The organism is Mesorhizobium sp. B3-1-8 (assembly GCF_006439495.1).
GTDB lineage: Bacteria > Pseudomonadota > Alphaproteobacteria > Rhizobiales > Rhizobiaceae > Mesorhizobium.
Map to the genome: position 1 here is coordinate 67,583 of NZ_VFTK01000015.1, position 25,350 is coordinate 92,932.

The window sequence follows — 25,350 nt, forward strand, 5'->3', positions numbered from 1 at the left end:
GTTGCCAAGAGAGGCTTCATAAAGCGAATACGCGGCGGCCCCGCCGCCGTGCGACAGCCTTGTGCTACTTCCAATTCCTGCGCCGTTCGAGTTCGGCTTTGGAAGGGTCCTGCTGAGCAAACGAGCCCGTGCGGATTTCGCCCGCGCGCTCATAGATCGCTATGATGACGCCGGTGGCGGAAGCTTGCGATTTGACGAGCTTGAACGCCGCCGGCATCGCGCTGTCGCCGAACAGCCGCTTGCCCTTGCCCACGACCAGCGGGAAGGTCATCAGCCGAATCTCGTCGATCAGCCCGTTGGCGAGCAAGGTCTGGATCAGATTGCCCGATCCCTGGATGAGCAGATCCGGTCCGTCTTCCTGCTTGAGTTCCTTAAGCCTGGCAACGATATCGGGCCCGAGCGACTGGGTGTTCTGCCAGGTCAGCGAATCCGGCCGGTGCGTGGCCACATATTTGACCGCGGGGTTGAAGACATCCGCGATCGGATCGTTCTGATACGGCCAGTGCGCGGCGAAGATGTCATAGGTTCTGCGGCCGAGCAGCAAGGCGAAGGGTTTGGAGAACAGTTCCTCCATTGCCGCGCCCCCCACTTCGTCGAAGTAATGGAAGGTCCAGCCGCCGAACTTGAAACCGCCGACCGGATCCTCTTCCGGTCCGCCCGGCGCCTGCATGACGCCGTCGAGGCTTACGAATGTGGCGGCGATGATCTTGCGCATCTGTCTTCTCCGTTTCACGACCCGCGCCGTCAGGGCCGGATTTCTGCCTAGAGCGGTTTGACGCAATTCCTGACGGAAAACTGGTTCGCACTTTTCCTGGAATTGCTCCTAGGACGAACGGCAAGGCGCGTTTTCGACAAGGGTTTTAAAATTTCTATCGCGTGCTCTCGGCGCGGACCGTGCGAGATGAGAACCAGATGTCGCCGAACACGGCGGTTGCCGTCCGGTCCGGCGCCTTGTCCTCCCTCAGCCAGATCGACCGGGTGCGCGCGGCGCGCTCGCGGGTCGGTATTTTCGCTGCCGGCTCGGCAATGGAGGCGCCGACGCAAGGGATGAACCAGGAGCCCATGAACGGTCGGCAAGCAAAGCCGTTTTCCAGGCGTGTTATGAGGACCGCGAGGCCGACGGTTTCGGACGGGCGCCACGGAAAGACCATGCGGCCGCCGGGCGTCAACGCTTTCAGCCACGCGGCGGGCGGAGCGACGACGCCGGCATTGACGTAGATGACGTCGGACGGCGGCAATGGATTGGCGACAGCATCGGCCTGGACAATTTCGACGTTGCCGTAAGCCGCAACGTTCGCTTTGGCGCGCGCGGCGAGACCAGCCTCCAGCTCGAAGGCGGTGACGCCGCCGCCCGGCTCGACCAGCCTCGCCAGCAGTGCCGTGTAATAGCCGGTGCCGGCGCCGATATGGGTGACGTGCTCGCCTGGCTTCGGCTCGACCTTGCCGAGCCACATGGCATGCAGAAGCGGCTCGCCATTGTTGATGCCTTTGTCGGCATCGAGCACGACGAGGACATTCTGGTAGATGTAGCTTGGATCGGCGCTCGGCGTCTCGAAGCGGCCTTCGCCGGCAAAAACAGTCCATGGCCCCGGACCCAGGAAGGCCTCGCGCGGCACCGCGGCGAACACCTCCTCGATGCGCGGATCGGCCGACCGGGCCTGCGCAGCCATCAGCCTGGCGTAGAATCTGCGGGCTTCGTCCGGTTTGGCCATGGCGCGAAGATAGCGCGGCCGGCGCGAATGTCGCGGTCAGCCGGCGAAGGTGTCGTAGAGCAGCTTGAAGTTGAGAACGAGGATGACGGCGGCCACCACCCAGGCCAGCGCCGCTACGCCGCGCGGTATGGCGAAATTGCCCATCTTCTTCTTGTCCGACACGAACTGCACCAGCGGCACCACCGCGAAGGGCAGCTGCATCGACAGGATCACCTGGCTGAAGACGAGCAGCTGGCCGGTTCCCTTCTCGCCATAAAGTGCTGTGACGATCACCACGGGGACGATGGCAATGCCGCGCGTCACCAGGCGACGGGCCCATTGCGGGATGCGCAGGCGCAGGAAGCCCTCCATCACGATCTGGCCCGCGAGCGTTGCGGTGACAGTCGAGTTGAGGCCGGAGGCAAGCAGCGCGACGGCGAACAGGATCGAGGCGATGCCCAGGCCGAGCAGCGGCGAGAGCAGCTCGAAGGCCTGGCCGATCTCGGCAACGTGGTGATGGCCGGTATCGTGGAAGGCGACCGCCGCGACGATCAGGATCGACGCATTGACGAACAGCGCCAGGACCAGCGCGATGGTCGAATCCGTCGTCGCCCATTTGATGGCGTCGCGCTTGCCGGCATCGGTGCGCTCATAGGCGCGGGTCTGCACGATCGAGGAATGCAGATAGAGATTATGCGGCATGACCGTCGCGCCGATGATGCCGATGGCGATGTAGAGCATCGCCGGATTGGTGACGATCTCCGGCGACGGCACGAACATCGAATGCAGGATGGTGCCGGCCGGCGGCGCGGCGACAAAGATCTGGATGGCAAAGCAGCCGAAGATGATGATCAGCAGCGCGACGACGAAGGCCTCGAGATAGCGGAAGCCCTTGTTCATCAGCAGCAGCACAAGGAAAGCGTCGAGCGCGGTGAGGATGGCGCCGCCGATCAGCGGGATGCCGAACAGAAGCTGCAGCGCGATCGCCGTGCCGATCACCTCGGCGAGGTCGCAGGCGATGATGGCCAGCTCGCAGGCGATCCAGAGCACCAGATTGACCGGGCGCGGATAGTAGGCGCGGCAGGCCTGCGCGAGGTCGCGCCCGGTGGCGATGCCGAGGCGCGCGGCGAGCGCCTGCAACAGGATCGCCATCAGGTTCGACAGCATGATGATGAAGAGCAGCGTGTAGCCGAACTGGGCGCCGCCGGCGAGGTCGGTCGCCCAGTTGCCCGGATCCATATAGCCGACGGAGACCATGTAGCCCGGTCCCATGAACGCGAACAGGCGGCGGAACCAGACTCCAGTCTGTGGCACCGCGATCGAGGCGTTCACCTCGCGCAGGCTTGGCTGCTCGTCGTCGGGCTTATCGAATCGCCATGTGGGTCGGGCTACGGTTGCTGCATCGGCGTCGGACATGGGGGATTTCCGCTGGAATGTATCGAAGGTACCTTTTATCTACGCCATGGCTCAACATTATGCAATAGGCTATATTTCATTGATCATGCTTTCGTGATGCGCCAGAGCAGGACGCGGGCGACCGCAAACGCTGGTTGCGCCCGCGCGGGAATGCAAATAAACGGCCGGACCATCAGGGGTTCGTGTTATGGATACGACCCCGATTCAAGGAGGAGCGCGTATTGGCGCTTAGGAACAAACCAGTTCGACGCGAGGAGCCGCTTCCCGATGCCGAAATCCATTCGGAGGGTTTCCGGCAGACGCGCGAAGCGCGCCGCGGCGCGCTGGTCGAGGACTATGTCGAACTGATCGCCGACCTAATCGAGGACGGCAACGAAGCGCGGCAGGTGGATATCGCGGCAAGGCTCGGCGTCGCGCAGCCGACGGTGGCAAAGATGCTGACCCGGCTGTGCGCCGATGGGCTGGTTTCGCGGAAGCCCTATCGCGGCGTGTTCCTGACCGAAGCCGGCCGCAAGGTCGCCGAGGAAAGCCGTATCCGCCACCAGACGGTGGAGGCCTTCCTGCGCTCTCTCGGCGTCAGCGCCGAGACGGCGCGCATCGACGCCGAGGGCATCGAGCACCATGTCAGCGCCGAAACGCTGGAAGCTTTCCGCCGGGCGATGACGAACCGCCAGGACTAGGTCTGCGGTCCGTCCGAGCGTATTGAAGCGGAACCGACGCATCTCCGCCGCATTACTTCCCACATCGCGCGATTGTCGCGCTCAAGGAGGAAGCAATGGGCGTCGAACAGGCACCAACCGCGAAGGGAAAGCAGGCAGCCAGGGGATTGCGGCAGGCGGCCGCCAAGGACGAGCGCAAGACCGAGGCCGAGACCGGCCATCCGCTGAAGAAGGGCGCGGCGCGTTTCGAGGAACGTTCGAAAAGTTCGGACGGCAAGAGCGCCGGCGCCAAGCAGAAAAGCTAAGGCTTTTAGCCGGTTTATGGTGGGTGGGCTTTGCTTGTCCGATTGAGGTTTCCGGCGCGTCCGACATTTGGCGGGAGCGAAAAATTCTGTGACTTAGGCCAGCCGTTGCGATAATTGTCTGCAGGGGGTGGTCGTGGGCCAGTCCCTCCAGGACATTCGCGTTGCGAGGAGTTGCCATGCTTTGGAGAGGCCGTCGTCAGAGCGACAACATCGAGGATGACCGTAGCGACAGCGGCGGCGGACTTGGCGGTGGAATGGGCGGCGGCGGTCAGTTCCGACTTCCCATCGGCGGCCGTACTGGTGGCGGCGGCAGCATTCTCCTGGTCATCCTGGTCGTGCTCGCGGGATGGTATTTCGGTTTTGATCCATCGCAGATCCTGGGTGGCGGCGACGGCGGATTGCTCCCGGGCGGCGGCCAGATCACCGACAACAGCGGCTCGCAGGACAATGGCGGCGCGCCCGCCAATGACGAGATGAAGCAGTTCGTCGCGACGGTGCTGGCGGAAACCGAAGACACCTGGACCGGCATTTTCAAGGCCCAGGGCCTGACCTATGAGGATCCCAAGCTGGTGCTGTTCAGCGGCCAGGTCCGTTCAGCCTGCGGTTTCGCCGCGGCGGCGGCCGGGCCGTTCTACTGCCCGGGCGATCGCAAGGTTTATCTCGACATGACCTTCTTCCAGCAGCTCGACCAGCAGTTCGGCGCTTCCGGCGAGTTCGCCCGTGCCTATGTGGTGGCCCATGAGGTTGGTCACCATGTGCAGAACCTCACCGGCATCATGAGCAAGTTCAACCAGATGCGCCAAGGCATGAGCGAGGCCGACGCCAACCAGCTCTCGGTGCGCATCGAGCTTCAGGCCGACTGCTTCGCCGGCGTATGGGCCCATTACACCGCGCAAAAAGGTATATTGGAGCAGGGTGACATCGAAAGCGCGCTGAATGCCGCCAAGCAGATCGGCGACGACACGCTGCAGAAGAAGATACAGGGCTATGTCGTGCCGGAAAGCTTCAACCATGGCACCTCCCAGCAGCGGCAGACATGGCTGGCGCGCGGCTACAAGAGCGGCAAGCTGTCCGACTGCAACACGATGAGCGGTCCGATCTGAGGCGGCGCTTGCCGCTTCTTTCGGGTGACGACCAACGATCGAAGGCGGCTGGCAAGGGATGTCAGCATAAGACGTTTGCCTTCGTTCGCGGATTGTTCCCGCCGCTAACCTCGCCTATAAGGTCCCTCCCGCCTGTGCCGCAAGGCGGTTGAGGAGCTTGTCACCATGATCGACCCGAAGACCGCCAGGCGGGGCCTTGCGCTCGTTTTCACGACGCTGCTGCTCGACATCATCGGCTTCGGCATCATCATGCCGGTGCTGCCGGCCTATCTGGAGGAACTGAGCGGCGTCAGCGTGAGTGAGGCCGCGATCGAGGGCGGCTGGCTGTTCTTCGTCTATGCGGCGATGCAGTTCGTCTTCGCGCCGATCATCGGCGGCTTGAGCGACCGCTTCGGACGACGGCCGATCCTGCTTGCCTCGGTGCTGACCTTTTCCATCGACAACCTGATCTGCGCCATCGCCTGGTCCTATCCGATGCTGTTCATCGGCCGCGTGCTCGCGGGCATTTCCGGCGCCAGCTATTCGACGACATCGGCCTTCATCGCCGACATCTCGAACGACGAGAACCGGGCGAAGAATTTCGGCCTGCTCGGCATCGCCTTCGGCGTCGGCTTCGTCATCGGCCCGGTGCTGGGCGGGCTGCTCGGCACGTTCGGGCCGCGCGTGCCGTTCTATTTCGCCGCAGCACTCGCCTTCGTGAATTTCCTGATCGCGATGTTCCTGCTGCCGGAGACGCTGGATGAAAAGCATCGTCGCCGTTTCGAGTGGAAGCGTGCCAATCCGGTCGGCACGCTCATGCAGATGCGCAATTATCCAGGCATCGGCTGGATCGGGCTGGTGTTCTTCCTGATGACGCTCGGCCACATGATGTATCCGGCGGTCTGGTCGTTCGTCTCCACTTATCGCTATGGCTGGAGCCAGCAGCAGATCGGCTTTTCGCTCGGCGCCTTCGGCCTGTGCGGCGCAATCATCATGGCGACGGTGCTGCCGCGGATCATTCCCAAGCTCGGCGAATGGAGGACGGCGGCTATCGGGCTGACCTTCACTGCGCTCAGCGCCTTCGGCTATGCATTTTCGACGCAAGGCTGGATGATCTATGCGGTGATCGTGGCCGGCTGCCTGGAGGCGCTGGCCGATCCGCCGCTCAGAAGCCTCGCCGCCGCCAAGGTGCCGCCCTCGGCGCAGGGCGAATTGCAGGGCGCGATGACCTCGATCTTCTCGATCACCTCGATCATCACGCCGCTGCTCTACACGGCGATCTTTTCCTGGTTCACGAGCCCGACAGCGCCGGTCGTGTTCGGCGGCGCGCCCTATGTGCTGGGCGCGATCTTCCTGACGCTGGCGGTCATCGTCTTCGTGACGAAAGTGGCCAAGCCGACGCCGAAGGAAGTCGAGCGCATGCACACGCAGGAAGCGGCGGTGACGGACGGCGGTTTGATCTAGGCGCGTTCGGCCAGCGCTTCCTCGCCGCGCCGCTCGCGGATGAGGTTGACGAAGCGGCGGAAGAGGTAATGCGAATCCTGCGGGCCAGGCGAGGCCTCGGGATGGTGCTGGACCGAGAACACTGGACGGCCGGTCAGCGCGATGCCGCAGTTGGAGCCGTCGAAGAGCGAGACATGGGTTTCCTCGACGCCTTCGGGCAGCGAGTCCGCGTCGACGGCGAAACCGTGGTTCATCGAGACGATCTCGACCTTGCCGGTGGTGTGGTCCTTGACCGGATGGTTGGCGCCGTGGTGGCCCTGGTGCATCTTCTCGGTCCTGCCGCCGAGCGCCAGCGCCAGCATCTGATGGCCGAGGCAGATGCCGAACACCGGGATGTCGGTCTTCAAGAGGTCCTGGATCACCGGCACGGCATATTCGCCGGTCGCCTCCGGGTCGCCGGGGCCGTTCGACAGGAAGATGCCGTCAGGCCGCATGGCCAGGATCTCCTCGGCGCCGGTCTTGGCCGGGACGACGGTGACCTTGGCGCCGAGACCTGCAAGCAGGCGCAGGATGTTGCGCTTGACGCCATAGTCGACGGCCACGACGTGCATGGAAGGCTCGCCCCGCTCGCCGTAGCCTTCATTCCAGACCCAGGGCGTCTCGCGCCAGACCGAAGACTGGCCCGACGTGACCACCTTGGCGAGATCGAGGCCGATCAGGCCCGACCAGGCCGCGGCCTGCCGCTTCAGGTCCTCGATGTCGAAGACGCCATCGGGCGCATGCGCGATGACGGCATTGGGCATGCCTTTCTCGCGGATCAGCACGGTCAGCGCGCGGGTGTCGATGCCGGACAGCGCGACGATGCCGCGCCGCTTCAGCCACTTGTCGAGATGGCCGGCGGCGCGATAGTTGGACGGGTCGGTGACGTTGGCCTTGAAGATCGCGCCGACAGCGCCCGCGCGGGCGGCTGGATGCAAATCCTCGATGTCCTCGTCATTGGTGCCGACATTGCCGATATGCGGGAAGGTGAAGGTGACGATCTGGCCGGCGTAAGACGGATCGGTGAGGATTTCCTCGTAGCCGGTCAGCGCGGTGTTGAAGCACACTTCCGCAACGGCCGATCCCGTGGCGCCAAGGCCGCGGCCTTCGATCACCGTGCCGTCGGCGAGGACCAGAAGGGCGGTCGGCTTTTCAGTTGCCCAGGGGGCGGTGGTGGTGGCCATTGCGGCACTCCTGTCAGGCGCGGCAATCGGTCGGCAGGACCATTTGCGCGGCAAGGCGCGAAGCTGGATTTCCCGGCTCCCACGCGTCAACTCATTGTCTCATGCAGGACCGAGTACATAGGCGAACGGGCCGGAGCGGTCAATGCGGCGTCCCCGGACCACGGCCGATTTGCTTTCGTCCAGCAATATCAGCATCTTGCCGCGATTTGCGTTGGCTGTTCGGCAAAGCTATTGTCCGCCGCATTCGAAGGAGAAGCACGATGCGCGAGAAAATCGCCGAATCCATGAAGAGCGCGATGAAGGCGCAGGACAAGCACCGCCTGCCGACGCTGCGGCTGATCCAGGCCGCTATCCACGATCGCGACATCGCCAATCGCGGCGCCGGCAAGCCGCCGGCGAGCGAGGAAGAGATCCTGCAGATCCTCGCCAAGATGGTGAAGCAGCGCGAGGAATCGGCCAAGGCCTTCGAGGACGGCAAGCGGCCGGAACTGGCGGCGCAGGAGCGCGGCGAGATGGAAATCATCCGCGCGTTCCTGCCGACGCAACTCGACGACGCTGCGATCCAGGCTGCGGCGCGCGAAGCGATCGCGGCGACGGGTGCCGCCAGCCAAAAGGACATGGGCAAGGTGATCGGCGCGCTGAAGCAGAAGTATGCCGGCCAGATGGACTTCGCCAAGGCCAGCGCCATCATCAAGGGGCTGCTGCAGTAGGGGTGCGGCTTCGCTAATCCTTGCACATCGGTATCGGCTGCGGCGGCGGTGCCGGATGATCCTTCTTGTACTGCGCGATGATCGGCTCCAGCGTCTTCCTGGGCCAGAATTTCGGCGAGCCGATCTCGCTCAGGCAGGAGGCGTTCCAATAGAGGCCCGCGCCTGACAGCGATTGGCCTGCGGCCTTTGCCCGGGCGACAGCGGCGATGTCGCGCGATTCCGGATAAATGTAGAGCGTCGTCGGTTTGTTCTTCACCAGCGGGATGATCTGCTCGGCATCGGCCGGCGACCAGCTGGTGCAGCCATTGCTGCGGCCGCCGGCATAGTTCACCAGCTTGCCGAACGGAACAAGGCCGTCATGGTCGGCGTATGAGCTGTTCGGGTCTTTGCGCATGCACATGCCCCTGAGCAAGGCAGCCGGATGGCCGCCGATCACGCGCTGCCTGGCGTTCGCCGCTTCGCCTTCGCCGTCGAACTGGATGAAGCTACGCATGAACACCGCGTTCTGCGCGCCGACACGGTAATACCCCTTGAAGGACGTCTTGGTCTCGGCGGTCATATAGGCGCCGCCGGCCGTCAGCGCGGAGTCCATCGCGTTGCCGAAGTTCTTCGCGCAACGCCTGCCGTTGGAGAAATCGGCAACGCCTTTCAGGTTGCGGCCGCCGCCATGGCCCGAGGAAACCGCGCGGAAGAGCTGCTTGCTTTCGCATATGATGTAGTAGCGCTGGCCGAGCACGCTGTTGCCGAGGTCGCCGGGACGCGTGGCATCCATGGCGAAGTAGCAGGGGTTGCCGACCGAACCATCGCTGACCTTCTTCTGGTAGAGCGCGCGCGCCCGCTCCAGAACGACCTGCGAAATCTGGCCCTCGCCGTCGCCGACATGGCGCTGCAGCCAGTCCGGAATGGTCGACGGCCGCAAGGCCGCGAACGAGCTGACGGACGCCGTCAATGCGGCGAGGGTCGCGACAAGACAAAAGATGGCCGCGCCCAGCGGAACAGATTTCAACCCCACCGTTTTGCCCCTCCTGTCGAAGCGTTGTCTCGTACCCGTGAATCACCCAGGTCGATCATAGAAGATCTCGCATCCATCGGCGAAACACTTCTAGTTTAGCGACGCCTTTTGGAAGTCGGATTTCCGGACCGCTTCGATTGAGCTATGATCTGATTCCGGCGCGCCCACGCCTCCTCCCTCCATCGGGAAGCATCGTTCATGCAGGGCAATTCACATCCAACCAACTGTTCGAGCGCCAGGCAAAAGGAGGGGTTGTCGAGACTGCTCGCGGCAGGAGGTTTTTCGATGCGGCTTTCCGCACCCGTCTATCATCTGAAACGCCAGGCGAGGCTCCTGTCCCGCCGGGAAAATGTTCCGCTCCATCAGGCGCTCGACCGCGTTGCCGCCAAGGAAGGCTTTGCCAGCTGGAGCCTGCTTGCGGCCAAGGCCGCCGAGGCCGCGCCCGGCGACAGCTTGCTGAGGCGGCTGATCCCCGGCGACATGGTTCTCGTGGCGGCGCGGCCAGGCCAGGGCAAGACGCTGATGAGCCTCGATCTCGCCGTGGCGGCCATGAAGCAAGGCAGTCGCGCCGTGTTCTTCACCCTGGAATACATGCATGCCGACATTCTCGACCGGTTCCGCGACATCGGGATCGACCCGGCCGATTTCAATCACCTGTTCGATTTCGACAATTCCGACGCCATAAGCGCCAGTTACATCGTCGAGAGGTTGCGGTCGGCGCCGCGCGGCACGCTGGCGGTCATCGACTATCTGCAACTGCTCGACCAGAAGCGGGAGAATCCCGAGCTCATGGTCCAGATCCGCGCCTTGAGGTCGTTTGCCCGGGAACGGAGACTGGTCCTGGTCTTCATCTCGCAGGTCGACAGGTCCTATGATTCCTCCGGGAGACCGTTCCCGGGTATCGGCGATATCCGGCTGCCGAACCCGCTCGACATGTCACTGTTCGACAAGGCTTGTTTCCTGAACAAGGGCGAAATCCGGTTTCAGGCGACTTGAGGGCGATCCGTGCCGCGGCTATGCCGGGTCACGACAGGGAAGCGAACCATGATCGAGATCGTCAAACCCGCGCTCGAACATTTGCCTTCCTACAAGGCGGCGCTGGAGCGCGGGTGGTCGCCCGACAATGTGCGGTTCCTCGAAGCGACGCGCGAGCAGCTCGAGGCGATCGAGAAAGATCCCATCGCCTTTCTCGCCGGCCTTGACGACCCCGAAGCGAAGGGGCCGCCCATCACCTTGCCCGACGGCACGACCGTGCCGCGCCTACCGGGCTTCCGGCGCTGGATCTGGGATGGCGAGGCCGCCGGCTCGATCGGTTTTCGCTGGCAGAAGGGCACGTCGGCGCTGCCCTCGCATGTGCTTGGCCATATCGGCTATGCGGTGGTGCCGTGGAAGCGGAGCCGAGGCTATGCCACCGAAGCGTTGCGGCTGATGCTGGACGAGGCGAGGGCGGTCGGGCTCGACCATGTCGAGATCACCGCGAAGCCGGGCAATCCGGCTTCGCACAAGGTCATCACAGCCAATGGCGGCAAACTCGTCGGCCGCTTCTTCGAGGACGCCGCCTATGGCGGCGCGGAGAGCCTCAAGTTCCGTATCGACCTTTGAAGGTTACTCGCCGGGCCTGGCCAGCCTTCCTTCTTCCGCCTTGTGGTAGAACTGGCTTGCGACGAGCCAGCCTTTGAGCGGCCTGAGCGGCGGGATGCAGGTCGCAAGAACGATCGGGATCGAAACGAAAGCGTGGAACCACATGGAGGGCTCGAAAGTCACCTGCGCCCAGACGGCGAACAGCACCGAAGGCACACAAGCAAAGCAGATGACGAAGAACGCCGGGCCGTCGGCTGGATCGGCAAAGGAATAGTCGAGCCCGCAGACATCGCATTTCGGAGCCAGTTTCAAGAATCCCTCGAACAGGTGGCCCTCGCCGCAACGCGGGCAACGGCCACGGATTCCTACCTGCCAAGGTACCAAACGTGGGTAATGCGCAAGGTCTTCCATGATCGCTCCAATGGACCTCGCGTGAGGGCCGGTACAGGCCTTGAGGTCTCGGATACATACATATATCATACTTGTATGCATACAATGCGACAAAATGTATGGATTGGCGACACGTGACGGGCGAAAGCGACATCGGCTGGCTCCCGGTTCTGGAGGCAGGGCCGCGACCGGTCTATCTGAAGATCGTCGACGCCCTTGCGGATGCCCGCTCGAACGGCCGGTTGCAGCCTGGCGACAGGTTGCCGCCGCAGCGGGAACTCGCAAGGCTGCTGGGGGTCGATCTCACGACGGTCACGCGGGCGTTTTCCGAAGCCAGGCGCAGGAACCTCATCGACGCGAAGGCGGGCCGGGGCACCTTCGTCACGCCGGGCGATCCGGAAGAGCCTGTCCTCGATCTCAGCATGAACATTCCGCCGGCACCGGCCGGCCTCAACCTGCCGGCCTTGATCAGGACGGGCATCGAGGGATTGCTCAAGCGCTCCAGCGCCGAAGCGCTGCTTTCCTACCATCCCGGTCCGGGCTCGCCCGTGGAGCGCGCCGTCGGCTCGTCATGGCTTGCCGAAACGGGGGACAGGTTGCCGGCCGAGAGGGTCGTTGTCGGCTCGGGCGCGCAGGCGCTGCTCACGGCCGTCGTGCTGTCTCAGACCCGCGAGGGCGACGCGATCCTTTGCGATGCGCTGACCTACCCCGGGCTGATCGCGCTGGCCGAGGCCGCGCGCCGCAAGCTCGCCGCTGTCGCAAACGATAGCAAGGGCATGCGGCCGGACGATCTCGAAGAGGCGGCGCGCCGGCATGGCGCCCGTATTCTCTACCTCAATCCGGCGCTTCAAAATCCGACCGCATCCGTCATGCCCGAAGGCCGCCGGCGCGAACTCGCCCGCATGGCCGAAAAATTCGAGCTGACCATCATCGAGGACGATCCCTACAGAAGGTTGCTCGCCGCACCGCCGCCGGCCTTTCTGAATCTGGCGCCGGAGCGGACCTTCCATGTCGCGACGTTGGCGAAATGCATCTCACCTTTCCTGCGCACGGCCTTCCTGGCGGTGCCCGATCAGCAAGCCGCGGAGCGGGTCGCGGCAGCGATACGCGGCACGACGATGATGGCGCCGCCGCTGATGACGGGCCTCGCCTGCGAGTGGCTGCGCAGCGGTCTTGCCGGGGAAATCACCGCCGCCGTGCGCGCCGAAGCGCAGGCCAGGCAAGAGATCGCGCGCGACATCCTGCCCGAGGGTTTTGTGGCATCGGAGTCCGGCTTGCATCTATGGTATCCGCTGGAGAGCCAACTGCGCTCGGAAGAGCTCGCCGGCACCGCTCGCCGTCGAGGGCTCGCCATCAGCCCCGCGGAAGAGTTCGCTGTCGGGCAGGAGTTTCCCAACGGCTTTCGCCTGGCGCTGGGCGCCACCCCCAACCGCGAACGGTTGAAGGAGGGCCTTCAAGGCCTGGCTTCCATTCTTTCGGGACCTGCGGGCCCTTCTCGGCCAAAAGTCTAAGGCAAGCGAAAGCCTGCTATTCGGCCGCCGCCGGCAGCGGCGGGGTCGCGCGGCTGCGCCACTCCCAGGCCTGCGAGGCGACAGCCACCACCACCGCCACCAGCATCGCCAAGGCGCCGGCCAGCGGCAGGCTGCGATAGCCGTAGCCGGCATTGAGCATCGCCGCGCCCAGCGAGGCGGCCAGCGCGATGCCGACATTGAAGCCGGACGGAATCAGCGAAGAGGCGAGGTTGGAGGCATCGGCCGTCCAGGCGAGGATGCGCGTCTGGATCGGCGCGCCGATGGCGAAGTTGAGACCGCCCCAGATGACGATGGCGACGACCATCGGCACCGGGTAGGGGCTGACAAGATGGATGATGCCCAGCGCCACCGCCTGCAGGGCAAGCATGACGATGAGCGACGGCATCAGCTTCCAGTCGGCGAGCTTGCCGCCGACCAGAACGCCGATCGTGGCGCCGACGCCGTTGAGCAAAAGCACAAAGGGGATCAGGCTCTCGTGGAGGCCAGTCACTTCGAGCAGCATCGGGGTGATGTAGGTGAACAGCGCAAACTGGCCGATCATCAGCATCAGCATCAGGATCAGCGACGTCCAGACCTGCTGGCGGGCGAGCACACGGACTTCGCGCGCCAGGCCCGCTGGCCGATTGGCGGCGCCCGCCGTTCGCGGCAGCAGCGCCAGCATGGCGAGGATCGCGATGATGCCCAGCGCGCCCATCACCCAGAAGGTCGCGCGCCAACCCCACAGGCTGCCGATCGCCGTTCCCGCCGGCACGCCGATGACATTGGAGACCGTCAGTCCCGAGAGAATGACCGCGACCGCCCGGCCGCGCTGGTCCTCGCGCACCAGGCTGACCGCGACCACCATGGCGACGCCGAAATAGCAGCCATGCGCCACGGCAGTCGCGATACGCAGCAGAAGCATCGAGGTGAAATCGGGCGCCAGCGCGCAGGCCGCCTGACCAAGGGTGAAGGCGATCGTCAGCCCGATCAGCAGCGTCTTGCGCGAGATCTTGCCGGTGGCCAAAGCCAGCAGCGGGCCGCCGATGGCAATGCCGCAGGCATAGCCGGAGACGAGATAGCCTGCGGTCGGCACCGAAACGCCGAGGCCCTGCGCCACCTCGGGCAACACGCCGGCGATGACGAATTCGGTGGTGCCGAAGGCGAAGGCGGCAAGGAAAAGGGCAATCAGCGGCAGCATGGTTCAAAACACAGGCGAGGAATGCACGCCTCAAACCACGCCCGGGCGGGCGCGGCAATGCAGAAATTGACGATGGCGCTTTAGCTTTTCTTGACCGGACCGATCAGAACCGGCCTGTCGCCGCGACTACGCCGCCGTTTTGCGTCCATACGGGATCTTCAGCCAGGCCCGTTCATGCAGGTAGTAGAGCAGCGACTTGGTGACGACTTCGGTGAGCCCGATGGTGGCCGCGAGCTTGATGCTGCCGGTCACCACAAGCGATATGATCATCGTGTCGATCGTGCCGGTGACGCGCCAGGAAAGCGCCTTGGCGAAGCTGCGCGAATGCGTGTCCATCGACGGATCGTCCTCCTAACAGGTCCCTCAGGCGATCCTTAGCCGACGGAAGCGAGGATGAGCAAAGATTAATTTTTCGGCTGCCTTCGATAACCTCAGCTGGCTTTCAGCCGCGAGCCGCCAAGCAGGCCGCGCTCCTCCAGCACCGGATAGGCAATGGAGGCAAGCAGCGAGTTGATCTGCTTCAGGTCGCGGATCGTGTCGAGGTGGATCGAGCTCGTCTCGACGCTCTTGGCGGTGCCTTCGCGCAGGCGCACGAAATGGCTGGCGCTGGTTTCTTTCTCGCGTTCGCGCAGCAGGTCCTTTTCCAGCACCAATTGCCTGGCGGTTTCCGGATCTCGCGAGACCAGAACGTTGAAGGCAAGCCGCGCATTGGCAAGCACGGAGGAATGGAAAGCGCAAAGTTCCTGCCAGCCTTCCGGCGTGAATTCCAGGCCGCGCTCCAGCTTCTTCCTGACATGCACCAGCATGTTGCGCACGATGATGTCGCCGACCTGCTCGAGCTTGACGCAAGCGCCGATCAGCTCCTGGCACCGCAATGCCTCGTCCTCGGTCAGCGGATTCCTGGTGATCTTGGCGAGATAGAGCTTGATCGCGGCATGCTTCCTGTCGACACGGTCGTCGAGCGCGGCAAGCGCCTTGATCTTGGCGGGGTCGGCATCCTCGTAAAGCTCGATGATGCGCTTCAGCATGATTTCGACGATTTCGCAGACCCGCACCACCTCACGCGTCGCGTTGGCCAGCGCCTGGCTCGGCGTATCGAGGGCGCTCTCGTTCAGCGCCGACAGCTCGACGACCTCGAGCGCGGCGGCCGGCTGAGGCTTGCTGCCCAGCGCCACGATCTTTTCGGAAGCGCGGTAGACGAGGCCGGCCAGCGGCAGTCCGGCCAGCAGGATCAGCACGTTGAACAAAATGTGGGCGTTGACGATCTGATCCGGTGCGGTCTTGCCGAGGAAGGCGACATCCGGTTTGAAGGTCATGATCAGCACCAGCATGATCAGCGAGCCGAGGCCGCGCATCAAGAGATTGCCGATCGGCACGATGCGCACCTCGGGCGGTGCGGACCGCGTCAGCATCGGCGCGATGAGCGACGAGCCAAGATTGACGCCAAGCACCAGCACCACGCCGAGCTCCGGCGTGATCAGCCCGCGGCCCGCCAGCGTCGCCATCAGCAGCACCGCGGCAATGCTGGACTGGAACAGCCAGGTGACCAGCGCGGCCAGGAGATAGGTGGTGATGGAATCGCCCGAGAAATAATTGATGATCAGCGGCATCAACTGGCTGTTGCGCAGCGGCTCCGACGCCTGACCGATCATCTCCAGCGACAGGATCAGCAGGCCGACGCCGATCAGGATACGGCCCAGCTGCCGCCAATCGCGCCGCTCGGTGGCCATGAACATGACCGTGCCCGCGATCAGGCAGAGCGGCACCAAGAGCGTCAGGTCGAAGGTGAGCAGCTTGGCCACCAGCGCCGAACCGATCTCGGCGCCGCGCACTGCCAATTGCCCGGCGGCGCCCGAAACGATGCCGGCTCCGGCGAAGGAGCCGACCAGCAGCGTCACCGCGGTCGAACTCTGCAGCGCGACCGCCAGCCCACAGCCGGCCAGCACCGCCATGACCGGATTGCGCATGGTGGCGCGCAGCCTGTGGCGCAGCACGTCGCCATAGGCGCGCTCGACGCCTGTCTTGACCATGCGGGTGGCGAACAGCATCAGCGCCACCGCGCCGGCAAGGTGCAGGAGGACGACGGAGCCGCTCAAGGCCGACCTCGCAAGGTGGCTCTGGCAATGCGTGGAGGAGGACGAATCTCAATCATTTCAATGCGTGGAAATATACCAATTAAGATTAGCCGAATAATAGATTTTTCTGATGCGATGATAGTCTCGGCTCGACGGCGCATGTCGGAAATGAATGGCGGAAACATTGGTTGCATGCGCCTGGCGGCTGCGCCTTCGCTCGGAATGAAGCGATGCCGGAACGGCACGACCGGCGCGATCCAAAGCCTTGTTGAAGCAGGCTCTGCAAGCATCGGAAACCATTACAGAATTGTAATTTTCATGTTCAGTTTCAGTTCATCCATTGGCGGCTATTCCTCTGCCTATCGACAACAAGGAGTACTGACCATGAAGCGTCTCATACTTTCCGCCGTCACCGCCTCCATGCTGGCCGCCTCGGCCTTCTCCGGCCAGGCCGCGCCGCTCGTCCAACCGAGCGCGCCGCAGTCGAATTACACGCAGGTCGACTGGCAGAAGCCCGGCAGGCATGTCGACAAGCGCGTCATCGTCAAGAAGAAGGTGGTAAAGCGCAGCCATTGGCGCAACGGCCAGCGCTATTCCAACTGGAAACGTCACCAGGCGGTGCGCGACTGGAACCGCCATGGCCTGCGCCGCCCCGGCCCCGGCCAGGAGTGGATCCGAGTCGGCAACGACTACGTGCTGGTCAGCGTCCTTTCCGGCATCATCTTTGGCGCGATCGCCGCGCAGTAATCCGCGGCAATCCCGAAATTCAGAAGGTGGCCGCCCGGCCGCCTTCTTTTTCGTCTGTGAAAAGCGGGTACGATGGGCCGGACGGAGTCGCCGTGCCCGGGCGGCTTGATTATATGGAGGGCAAAAGAGTTTCCCCGATGCGCTTTCCGCCCGCCTTCCTCGACGAGATACGCGACCGCGTGCCGATTTCGCAGGTCATCGGCACCCGCGTCGCGTGGGACAGGAAAAAGACCAACGCGTCGCGCGGCGACTACTGGGCCTGTTGTCCGTTCCACGGCGAGAAAAGCCCGTCCTTCCATTGCGAGGACAAGAAGGGCCGCTACCACTGCTTCGGCTGCTCGGTTTCGGGCGACCATTTCAAGTTCCTCACCGAGCTCGACGGCATCAGCTTCCCCGAAGCGGTCGAGAAGATCGCCGAGATGGCCGGCGTGCCGATGCCGGTGCGCAACGAACAAGAGGAACGGCGCGAGAAGGAACGCGCCAGCCTGACCGACGTCATGGAAATGGCGACCGCCTTCTTCCAGGAGCGGCTGCAAGGACCGGAGGGTGCCAAGGCGCGCGCCTATCTGCGCGACCGCGGGCTGACGCCGGCGACGCAGCAGTCGTTCCGGCTGGGTTATGCGCCGGACAGCCGCAACGCGCTCAAGGAACATCTTGCCGCCAAGGGCGTGCCGAAGGCCGACATCGAGGCTTGCGGCCTGGTGCGACATGGCGACGACATCCCGGTCTCCTATGACTGGTTCCGCGACCGCATCATGTTTCCAATCCCGGATTCGCGCGGCAAGATCATCGCCTTCGGCGGGCGGGCGCTGGCGCCCGATGCTCCGGCCAAATACATGAATTCGCCGGAGACGGAGCTCTTCCACAAGGGCAATGTGCTCTACAATTTCGCCCGCGCCCGCAAGGCTCTCGCCAAGGGCGGCACGGTAATCGCGGTCGAAGGCTATATGGACGTGATCGCGTTGGCGCAGGCCGGTTTCGAGAACGCCGTGGCGCCGCTCGGCACGGCCCTTACCGAAAACCAGCTCGAGCTGTTGTGGCGCATGGCCGGCGAGCCGGTTCTGTGCTTCGACGGCGACCAGGCGGGGCTGAAGGCGGCATGGCGCGCCGCCGACCTGGCGCTGCCGGCAGTCCAACCTGGACGCTCGGCGCGCTTTGCGCTGCTGCCGGAAGGCAAGGACCCTGACGATCTGGTCAAGGCGGACGGACCGGACGCATTTCGCGCGGTGCTTGCCGATGCGCGACCGCTGGTCGACCTGTTGTGGATGCGCGAGACCGCGGGCGGCGTCTTCGACACGCCGGAGCGTCGGGCGGAACTTGGAAAAAGGCTGCGTGAGCTCGCAAGTCGTATACGCGACGAAAGCACACGCTATCACTACCAACAGGAAATGCGCGAGCGGGAGCTGAGCTTCTTCGGCTCGCAGCGCGGCCCGCGGCAGGGCCGTCAGGATGGCGGGCGGCCAGGCGAACGCGGCCAAGGCAAAGCCGCGGCGCCCGGTGGACAGTTCGCCAAGGGCGGAAGCGGGCGCATCGCGATCAGCGAAAGCCTCGGCAAGTCGGCGCTGGTCAAGCGGGGCGAGGGGATGTCGGTGCGCGAGGCGACGATCATCGTGGCGCTCGTCAACCATCCGGCACTGATCGACGAGAATTTCGCGCATGTCGAATTCCTCGACCTCGCCAATTCGGATTTGCTGAAACTCCACGCCGCCATCCTCGACGCGATGGCGCATGACGCGGCCGACGAGCGCGGCGCGGTCATCGCCACCATCGAGCGCGCCGGCTGCGGCGGCATCTGGGAGCGGGCGGTGGAACTGATCAAGCGCGCGCGTCAATGGCCGGCGCTGGAGACCGCGGCGCTCGAGGATGCCCGCGACGCCTTCAACCAGGCGATGCACTTGCAGCGCAGCGCCCGCACATTACATAGAGAGCTGAAACAGGCGCAGGCGGCGCTCGATGCAGACCCTTCGGACGAAAACTTCCGGCATCTCGTCGAGATTCAAGCGCAATTCAACGATGTGCAGGCAACGGAAGCGCTGATCGAAGGGTTTGGCGTTTCATCGGGCAGGGTTGGCCGCGTTTAGGGCCGAATACCTCCATTGGAAGTGAAGTGGAAATGCGCAGCGCGTCGAATCGACGCCTCTAAGTCGGGTAATTGATTCGCTTTTTTCATGCGAATCATGCCAGAGGCGCTTGACCTTCTGGCAGATTGGCGGAATCAGGACGATTCGAAACGTTAACCCGTGCCCCGGCGTCGGCGGGAAATTCGAGCGATGTGAGGCACTGGTGACAACTGGACAGGCAAAGTGCCCGCTCCAGATATCAGGGTTAATCTGGACTTAATGCATGTCGCCCAAAAGTGGAAACCGGTTTGGGACTAGCGACAGGCACAAAACAAAAGCGATGACACGGTTGCCGGACCGGTAAAAAGCGTTCCGGTGCGAGCGCATCCGGCAAAACCGATCCGACAGTTTACGCGGCCTCGATATTCGGCCGCTTGGAGACGACAAAGAATGGCGACAAAGGAAAAGGAAGAGGTCGAGACCGAACGTGAAGGCGCCACCGATGGCCCTCTGCTCGACCTTTCCGACGATGCTGTCAAGAAGATGATCAAGGCCGCGAAGAAACGCGGCTATGTCACGCTCGACGAGCTCAACGCGGTGCTGCCCTCGGAAGAGACGGATCCGGACCGCATCGAAGATATCAATGCGATGCTCAGCGACATGGGCATCAACGTCGTCGAGGACGACGAGGTGGGCGAGGAGACCGAAGCCGAGCCGGCCGCCGACGCCGAGGAAGACGCCAACGAGCTCGCCGAGCAGACCGGCACCGCCGTCGCCGCCACGACCACCAAGAAAGAGCCGACCGATCGCACCGACGACCCGGTGCGCATGTATCTGCGCGAGATGGGCTCGGTCGAGCTGCTGTCGCGCGAGGGCGAAATCGCGATCGCCAAGCGCATCGAGGCCGGCCGCGAAACGATGATCGCGGGGCTGTGCGAAAGCCCGCTGACCTTCCAGGCCATCATCATCTGGCGCGACGAGCTCAACGAATCGAAGATCCTGCTGCGCGAGATCATCGACCTCGAGGCAACCTATGCCGGCCCCGAGGCCAAGCAGGCGCCCGTGGTCGAACGCGTCGAGGAAGCGCCCAAGCCCGAAGAGAAGCCGCGCGGCCGCGCGGCGGCGCGCGAGGAAGAAGACGACATCACCAATGTCGGCGGCGACACGCGTGGGCTGGAGGAAGAGGAAGACGACGAGGACGAGGCGAGCCTGTCGCTGGCCGCGATGGAAGCGGAACTGCGTCCGCAGGTGATGGAGACGCTCGACGTCATCGCCGACACCTACAAGAAGCTGCGCAAGTTGCAGGACCAGCAGGTCGAGAACCGCCTGGCCGCGGCCGGCACGCTCTCGCCCAGTCAGGACCGCCGCCTGAAGGAGCTGAAGGACCAGCTGATCAAGGCGGTGAAGTCGCTGTCGCTCAACGCCGCGCGCATCGAGGCGCTGGTCGAGCAGCTCTATGACATCAACAAGCGCCTGGTGCAGAACGAGGGCAAGCTTTTGCGTCTCGCCGAAAGCTATGGCGTGCGCCGTGAGGAATTCCTCAGGGAGTATCAGGGCTCGGAGCTCGATCCCAACTGGACCCGCTCGATCGCCAACCTGACCTCGCGCGGCTGGAAGGAGTTCACCAAGAACGAGAAGGACGCGATCAAGGAGCTGCGCGCCGAGATCCAGAACCTCGCCACCGAAACGGCGATCTCGATCCTGGAATTCCGCAAGATCGTGAACCAGGTGCAGAAGGGCGAGCGGGAGGCTGCGATCGCCAAGAAGGAAATGGTCGAGGCGAACCTTCGCCTGGTCATCTCCATCGCCAAGAAATACACCAACCGCGGCCTGCAGTTCCTCGACCTGATCCAGGAAGGCAATATCGGCCTGATGAAGGCGGTCGACAAGTTCGAGTACCGCCGCGGCTACAAGTTCTCGACCTACGCCACCTGGTGGATCCGGCAGGCCATCACCCGCTCGATCGCCGACCAGGCGCGCACCATCCGCATTCCGGTGCACATGATCGAGACGATCAACAAGATCGTGCGCACCTCGCGCCAGATGCTGCACGAGATCGGCCGCGAGCCAACGCCGGAGGAACTGGCCGAGAAGCTCGCCATGCCGCTGGAAAAAGTGCGCAAGGTACTGAAGATCGCCAAGGAGCCGATCTCGCTCGAAACGCCTGTCGGCGACGAAGAGGATTCGCATCTCGGCGACTTCATCGAGGACAAGATGGCGATCCTGCCGATCGACGCGGCGATCCAGGCCAATCTGCGCGAGACGACGACGCGCGTGCTTGCCTCGCTGACGCCGCGCGAGGAGCGCGTGCTGCGCATGCGTTTCGGCATCGGCATGAACACCGATCATACGTTGGAAGAAGTCGGCCAGCAATTCTCGGTCACGCGCGAGCGCATCCGCCAGATCGAAGCGAAGGCGCTGCGCAAGCTCAAGCATCCGAGCCGGTCGCGCAAGCTCAGAAGCTTCCTCGACAGCTGAGCGGAACCAGACATATCAAGATCCAAAGGGCGCCTCCGGCGCCCTTTTTCGTTCCCGGCCGTCTCTCATGCCGGCTTGCCGGCTTTGCCCGGCAGGAGGATAATTTCGGGGTCGGATGCATTTATGGGCGACAAAGCCGGATGCCCGCCCCGGCGCCGGTCGTAACGGCCAGGCGTCGAGCTCCGTGGCGCCGGAGGGAGGTGTGCCATGACAACCTACATCGTGCTTATCAACTGGACCGAGCTGGGCGCCAAGAATGTGCGGGAGTCGCCAAAGCGGCTCGATGCCGCCAAGAAGCTGCTGGGAGAAATGGGCGGATCGTTCAAGTCGTTCTATCTGACCATGGGCGAATGCGACATGGTCGCCATCGTCGAAGCCCCGGACGATGCGGTGCTCGCCCGCTTCGCGCTGCTGTTGTCGTCGGGCGGCAATGTCAAAACGCGGACGATGAAGGCGTTCCCGGAATTCGCCTATCGCGAAATCATCAGCTCGCTCGGGTAAGGCGACTTAGAGCGGTTCACCGTTTCACGGAAACGGTGAACCGCACTAAGTCTTTGTTTTGTTGCAATTTCCAGGCGGAAAACCGCCCACACTTTTCCTGGAATTGCCCTAGGGATCGGCGCGGCTGTTGCGCAGTCGCGCCGCATTCCCGATAGTCGCGCCATGCCCAAGCCGCTGCTCACCGTCTGGTACAACACACGCTGTCCGGTGTGCGACGCCGGCATCAACCACCAGAAGCGGCGGCTCGCCGAAGCGGTCAAGGCCGGCCGCGTCGAATTCCGCGACATCAATTTCGAACCCGAGGCGCTCTCCGCCTTCGGCGCCTCGCTGGAGGATATTCGCCGGCGCCTGCACGCGACCGACGCCAGCGGGCGGCTGCTGGTTGGCGCCGACGTGGCGATCGCGGTCTGGCGGATCACGCCGGGCGGGGAATGGCTGGCGAGCTTGTTCGGCAACCCCATCGCCCTGCCGTTGACGCGCTTTGCCTATGACCGTTTCGCGGACGTGCTCTACGCCTGGAACCGACGCAAGGGCCATTGGTAGCGCTCTCGGCCCAGTCATACGAAGACGCATAAGCGGTCTTGGCACGTCGTAAGATACATCTTAAGATATATCTTGACTCTGCAAGCCGTGCGTCTTACTTACGATGTATCGTAAGATATAACTCAAGGAGCAATCCATGCACAGACACAACCACTTCGGCGAGCGTATGTTCATGCATATGGCCGGCAAATTCGGCGGCCGCGGCGGCGGCGGCTTTGGCCCGTTCGGCCATGGCGGCAGGGGCGGCGGACGCGGCGGCCCGGGCGACATGTTCCGCGCCGGGCGCATGCTGGCCGACGGCGATCTCAAGCTGATCACGCTGTCGCTTTTGGCCGACGCGCCGCGCCACGGCTACGACATCATCAAGGCTCTGGAAGAGCGCACCAGCGGCGTCTACAGCCCGAGCCCGGGCGTGGTCTATCCGACGCTGACCTTCCTGGAGGAGGCGGGCTACGCGGTGTCCTCTAGCGAAGGCAACAAGAAGGTGTTTTCGATCACCGAGGCCGGCAAGGCGCATCTCGAGGAGAATCGCGAGATGATCGACAGCGTGCTCGACCATCTTGAGCGTTTCGGCCGCAAGATGGCCGCGGCGCGCGAATGGTTCGGCTGGGGCGACGACAAGGACGAGGGGCGCCGCGGCCGCTCGGAAACGCGCGACCGGTTCCGCGCGCTGCGCCACCGGCTGCGCGCCGCGCTCGGCGACATCGCCGACGCGCCGGAAGACAAGCAGGCCGAGGCGATCAGCATCCTGGAAGACGCCGCCGAGGCGATCGAGGCCTTGGCTCGTCGCTAAGACATTCTCATATGGAACCCAAAAGCCCGGATCGCTCCGGGCTTTTGCATTCAGTCCGTGATCGGTAAGGGCAGGGATTATTCCTTGCCGACATATTCGCTGATCAGCTTCTCGTTGCGCGCCTTCTCGATCTTGGCGGTGGTCTCGGCCGCGATCCGCTCGTCGGTGCGGTACTTGACCAGGTTCACCAGGCTGCCGGTGAGCAAGAGGACGCCCATCGCCCAGTAACCTTTGGTCGAGAGGTCGACCGGCGCCAGCCACAGCGACAGGGCCAGCATGAAGTAGGCGGCGCCCACCGACACCGTATTGAACAAAATGTAAGTCTGATTGCCGTTCATCGTGGTGTTCCTTTGGTTTGATCCGTTTTGGAATTTCGGGCTCAGTTCAGCGATTTCAGGCGCGCCAGGACGTGCTCAGCGCGCACCTTGGTGGCTGGTCCGTGGCCTGCTTCGGCGAGGCGTTCACGGATCGCCTCGTGGCGCAGCTCGCCGTCGATCTCGTCGAGGATGCCGGCCTCCTCGAACGGGTCGCTGCTTTCCTTGATGCGAGCGAGCAATTCCTCCGCTTCGTTGATGCTCGCGGTGCGGCCGATCGAACGGTTGAGACGGGACTGCGCCTTGCGTTCTGCATCGATCGCACGGGCGGAAATCATGCCCTGGTTGAGATCGATGATACGGCGATGCGCCTGTTCTACGGACAGACGCATCCGCAAGGTCTTCTCGCCCAGGCTCTTGACCGTGGCGCGGCGGACCTCGCGCTCGTTCTCAAGTTCGGCGATTGCGGAAGCGCCGCCTTCGGCAAGCGCCCGGTTGTTGGCCGAAAGCGCGCTGAGCGTGCGGGTCTCCAGATCGGCGATGCGGCGGTCGAGCTGGTCGAGGCTGGTCTGCTCGGCTCGCTGGCGTACGATCAGCGAGGCGAGCGTCTGCTTGGCGGCGGCAAGGCCCGCCTCCGCGTCGCGGATGCGCTGGGCCAGGAGGTCGATCGCAAAACGATCCTTCAGATTGTCCTCGGCCCGTGCGCTGGCGCCGTCCAGCAATGTCTTGATCAGGCTAAGCATGGTCTTCTCCCTGTTTTCGTGAACGTTGTTCACAAACTCAACATTACAGGAAATGAACATTGTTTAAGAGCTATTTTGAACGCTGTTCATGAGCTGCCGGACATGGTAAACGCAAGCAAATGGAATGAATTCCCGGCTAGGCTTGCGACTTCGGACATAAGGACAGGAAAGAGCATGGCGCTGGACAAGGAAGAGATGAGCGAGAAGGTGCTCGCCATCGCCGAGGCGCTGCTCAACGAGGGCGGCGCCGAGAACCTGAAAGCGCGCACCATCGCCGAGCAGGCCGGCATCTCCGTCGGATCGGTCTACAATCTGTTTGCCGATCTCGACGAGGTGCACCGCGCCGTCAACATGCGGCTGCTCGACCGGTTGGGCGCGACAGGCTTGGCGGCGATGGCCGATCTCGAAAGGCAAGGGGTGACCGACGTCCAGCATCGCATCCTGGCGATGGCGGCTGCCTATGTGCGCTTCGTCGAGGCGCATCCCGGCAGTTGGCCGGCTGTGCTTGCCTTCAACCGCCGACGCGCGACGCGGCCTGGCCCGGACGCTTATGACGCGCTGCTCGACGCGCTCTTCGACATCGTCGCCGGCGTGCTCAAGGCAGGCGATTTCGGCCTCGACGACGACCGCCGCGCGCTTGCGGCGCGGACCCTGTGGTCAAGCGTGCATGGCATTGTGACCAGTGGCTATGTTGCGAATTCGAACAGCAGGCAGGCCGAGGAGATCTGGCATCAGATCGAGCTTCTTGTCGGCGTTTTCGTCAAGGGGCTGGAACACGGCGGCGCATTCGCGCATGCTGAGACAAAGCCTGCGTGAACAGGGCCTGCGCGAACAGGGGATGCGGTGATTCCTCTTGTGTGGGCGTGAACGGGAGT

General features: G+C 63.8%; 26 protein-coding genes. 15 read left to right on the forward strand and 11 right to left on the reverse strand.

Features of this window, described 5'->3' with window-relative positions; translation table 11 throughout:
- Positions 1-64 precede the first annotated feature (64 nt).
- The 3 genes from FJ424_RS15740 to FJ424_RS15750 form a co-directional block, all read right to left on the reverse strand.
- Positions 65-715, reverse strand: a complete 651-nt coding sequence (locus FJ424_RS15740; protein ID WP_140653763.1) for a dihydrofolate reductase family protein — start codon at positions 713-715, stop codon at positions 65-67.
- A gap of 154 nt (positions 716-869) precedes the next feature.
- The gene (locus FJ424_RS15745) at positions 870-1,712 is read right to left on the reverse strand and encodes a methyltransferase domain-containing protein (protein ID WP_140653765.1); all 843 of its coding nucleotides are present in this window, start codon (positions 1,710-1,712) and stop codon (positions 870-872) included.
- 36 nt (positions 1,713-1,748) lie between these two features.
- A complete protein-coding gene (locus FJ424_RS15750) occupies positions 1,749-3,107 on the reverse strand; it encodes an Nramp family divalent metal transporter (RefSeq protein ID WP_140653767.1) in 1,359 nt (452 codons plus the stop codon).
- A gap of 221 nt (positions 3,108-3,328) precedes the next feature.
- Between FJ424_RS15750 and mntR the strand changes: the two genes are divergently transcribed.
- The 4 genes from mntR to FJ424_RS15770 all read left to right on the forward strand — a co-directional run bounded on the left by mntR (position 3,329) and on the right by FJ424_RS15770 (position 6,617).
- Positions 3,329-3,787: a manganese-binding transcriptional regulator MntR gene (mntR, locus tag FJ424_RS15755; protein ID WP_140640707.1), complete on the forward strand. Its 459-nt coding sequence runs from the start codon at positions 3,329-3,331 to the stop codon at positions 3,785-3,787.
- A 95-nt stretch (positions 3,788-3,882) separates the two neighbouring features.
- The gene (locus tag FJ424_RS15760; RefSeq protein ID WP_140640705.1) at positions 3,883-4,071 is read left to right on the forward strand and encodes a hypothetical protein; all 189 of its coding nucleotides are present in this window, start codon (positions 3,883-3,885) and stop codon (positions 4,069-4,071) included.
- Positions 4,072-4,247: 176 nt separating this feature from the next.
- Positions 4,248-5,174: a neutral zinc metallopeptidase gene (locus FJ424_RS15765; protein ID WP_140653769.1), complete on the forward strand. Its 927-nt coding sequence runs from the start codon at positions 4,248-4,250 to the stop codon at positions 5,172-5,174.
- 165 nt (positions 5,175-5,339) lie between these two features.
- Positions 5,340-6,617 carry a TCR/Tet family MFS transporter gene (locus FJ424_RS15770; RefSeq protein WP_140653771.1) on the forward strand — a complete coding sequence of 426 codons (1,278 nt, stop codon included), beginning with the start codon at positions 5,340-5,342 and terminating at the stop codon, positions 6,615-6,617.
- Here the strand turns inward: FJ424_RS15770 and carA are convergent.
- The gene (gene carA, locus FJ424_RS15775) at positions 6,614-7,819 is read right to left on the reverse strand and encodes a glutamine-hydrolyzing carbamoyl-phosphate synthase small subunit (protein ID WP_140653774.1); all 1,206 of its coding nucleotides are present in this window, start codon (positions 7,817-7,819) and stop codon (positions 6,614-6,616) included. The two genes, FJ424_RS15770 and carA, sit on opposite strands and share 4 nt — an antisense overlap.
- A gap of 260 nt (positions 7,820-8,079) precedes the next feature.
- On the opposite strand from carA, the gene FJ424_RS15780 reads away from it, so the two are divergent.
- Positions 8,080-8,529: a GatB/YqeY domain-containing protein gene (locus tag FJ424_RS15780; RefSeq protein ID WP_095817380.1), complete on the forward strand. Its 450-nt coding sequence runs from the start codon at positions 8,080-8,082 to the stop codon at positions 8,527-8,529.
- Between the two features lie 13 nt (positions 8,530-8,542).
- Here FJ424_RS15780 and FJ424_RS15785 read toward each other — a convergent pair whose 3' ends face one another.
- Entirely contained in the window at positions 8,543-9,541 is a 999-nt protein-coding gene (locus FJ424_RS15785; RefSeq protein WP_140653776.1) for a hypothetical protein, read from the reverse strand.
- A gap of 285 nt (positions 9,542-9,826) precedes the next feature.
- On the opposite strand from FJ424_RS15785, the gene FJ424_RS15790 reads away from it, so the two are divergent.
- Together FJ424_RS15790 and FJ424_RS15795 are read left to right on the forward strand one after the other, a co-directional pair.
- Entirely contained in the window at positions 9,827-10,537 is a 711-nt protein-coding gene (locus tag FJ424_RS15790; protein ID WP_140653778.1) for a DNA helicase, read from the forward strand.
- Between the two features lie 48 nt (positions 10,538-10,585).
- Positions 10,586-11,143, forward strand: coding sequence for a GNAT family N-acetyltransferase (locus FJ424_RS15795; protein WP_140653780.1), 558 nt, complete (start codon positions 10,586-10,588; stop codon positions 11,141-11,143).
- A gap of 3 nt (positions 11,144-11,146) precedes the next feature.
- Here FJ424_RS15795 and FJ424_RS15800 read toward each other — a convergent pair whose 3' ends face one another.
- The gene (locus tag FJ424_RS15800) at positions 11,147-11,533 is read right to left on the reverse strand and encodes a DUF983 domain-containing protein (protein WP_140640688.1); all 387 of its coding nucleotides are present in this window, start codon (positions 11,531-11,533) and stop codon (positions 11,147-11,149) included.
- 113 nt (positions 11,534-11,646) lie between these two features.
- Between FJ424_RS15800 and FJ424_RS15805 the strand changes: the two genes are divergently transcribed.
- Positions 11,647-13,023, forward strand: coding sequence for a PLP-dependent aminotransferase family protein (locus tag FJ424_RS15805; RefSeq protein ID WP_181182032.1), 1,377 nt, complete (start codon positions 11,647-11,649; stop codon positions 13,021-13,023).
- A 16-nt stretch (positions 13,024-13,039) separates the two neighbouring features.
- On the opposite strand, the gene FJ424_RS15810 is transcribed toward FJ424_RS15805, so the two are convergent.
- The 3 genes from FJ424_RS15810 to FJ424_RS15820 all read right to left on the reverse strand — a co-directional run bounded on the left by FJ424_RS15810 (position 13,040) and on the right by FJ424_RS15820 (position 16,317).
- Entirely contained in the window at positions 13,040-14,221 is a 1,182-nt protein-coding gene (locus FJ424_RS15810; RefSeq protein WP_140653784.1) for an MFS transporter, read from the reverse strand.
- A 126-nt stretch (positions 14,222-14,347) separates the two neighbouring features.
- Entirely contained in the window at positions 14,348-14,557 is a 210-nt protein-coding gene (locus FJ424_RS15815; protein WP_140640682.1) for a DUF2061 domain-containing protein, read from the reverse strand.
- A 95-nt stretch (positions 14,558-14,652) separates the two neighbouring features.
- The gene (locus FJ424_RS15820) at positions 14,653-16,317 is read right to left on the reverse strand and encodes a Na/Pi cotransporter family protein (protein ID WP_140653785.1); all 1,665 of its coding nucleotides are present in this window, start codon (positions 16,315-16,317) and stop codon (positions 14,653-14,655) included.
- A gap of 363 nt (positions 16,318-16,680) precedes the next feature.
- On the opposite strand from FJ424_RS15820, the gene FJ424_RS15825 reads away from it, so the two are divergent.
- The 6 genes from FJ424_RS15825 (at position 16,681) to FJ424_RS15850 (ending at position 23,418) form a co-directional block, all read left to right on the forward strand.
- Positions 16,681-17,043, forward strand: a complete 363-nt coding sequence (locus FJ424_RS15825) for an RcnB family protein (protein ID WP_140653787.1) — start codon at positions 16,681-16,683, stop codon at positions 17,041-17,043.
- A 137-nt stretch (positions 17,044-17,180) separates the two neighbouring features.
- Positions 17,181-19,124: a DNA primase gene (dnaG, locus tag FJ424_RS15830; RefSeq protein ID WP_140653789.1), complete on the forward strand. Its 1,944-nt coding sequence runs from the start codon at positions 17,181-17,183 to the stop codon at positions 19,122-19,124.
- Between the two features lie 429 nt (positions 19,125-19,553).
- A complete protein-coding gene (gene rpoD, locus FJ424_RS15835) occupies positions 19,554-21,581 on the forward strand; it encodes an RNA polymerase sigma factor RpoD (RefSeq protein ID WP_140640674.1) in 2,028 nt (675 codons plus the stop codon).
- Between the two features lie 207 nt (positions 21,582-21,788).
- A complete protein-coding gene (locus tag FJ424_RS15840; protein WP_140640672.1) occupies positions 21,789-22,082 on the forward strand; it encodes a GYD domain-containing protein in 294 nt (97 codons plus the stop codon).
- Positions 22,083-22,244: 162 nt separating this feature from the next.
- A complete protein-coding gene (locus tag FJ424_RS15845) occupies positions 22,245-22,625 on the forward strand; it encodes a DCC1-like thiol-disulfide oxidoreductase family protein (RefSeq protein ID WP_181175256.1) in 381 nt (126 codons plus the stop codon).
- Between the two features lie 136 nt (positions 22,626-22,761).
- On the forward strand, positions 22,762-23,418 hold the full coding sequence (locus FJ424_RS15850; protein WP_140653791.1) for a PadR family transcriptional regulator: 657 nt from the start codon (positions 22,762-22,764) through the stop codon (positions 23,416-23,418).
- 77 nt (positions 23,419-23,495) lie between these two features.
- Here the strand turns inward: FJ424_RS15850 and FJ424_RS15855 are convergent, their stop codons facing one another.
- Both FJ424_RS15855 and FJ424_RS15860 read right to left on the reverse strand, forming a co-directional pair.
- Complete coding sequence (locus FJ424_RS15855) at positions 23,496-23,756, reverse strand: YiaA/YiaB family inner membrane protein (RefSeq protein ID WP_140653793.1); 261 nt, start codon at positions 23,754-23,756, stop codon at positions 23,496-23,498.
- A gap of 41 nt (positions 23,757-23,797) precedes the next feature.
- Positions 23,798-24,475 carry a PspA/IM30 family protein gene (locus tag FJ424_RS15860; RefSeq protein WP_140653795.1) on the reverse strand — a complete coding sequence of 226 codons (678 nt, stop codon included), beginning with the start codon at positions 24,473-24,475 and terminating at the stop codon, positions 23,798-23,800.
- A 174-nt stretch (positions 24,476-24,649) separates the two neighbouring features.
- On the opposite strand from FJ424_RS15860, the gene FJ424_RS15865 reads away from it, so the two are divergent.
- Positions 24,650-25,291: a TetR/AcrR family transcriptional regulator gene (locus tag FJ424_RS15865; RefSeq protein ID WP_140653797.1), complete on the forward strand. Its 642-nt coding sequence runs from the start codon at positions 24,650-24,652 to the stop codon at positions 25,289-25,291.
- Positions 25,292-25,350: the final 59 nt, after the last annotated feature.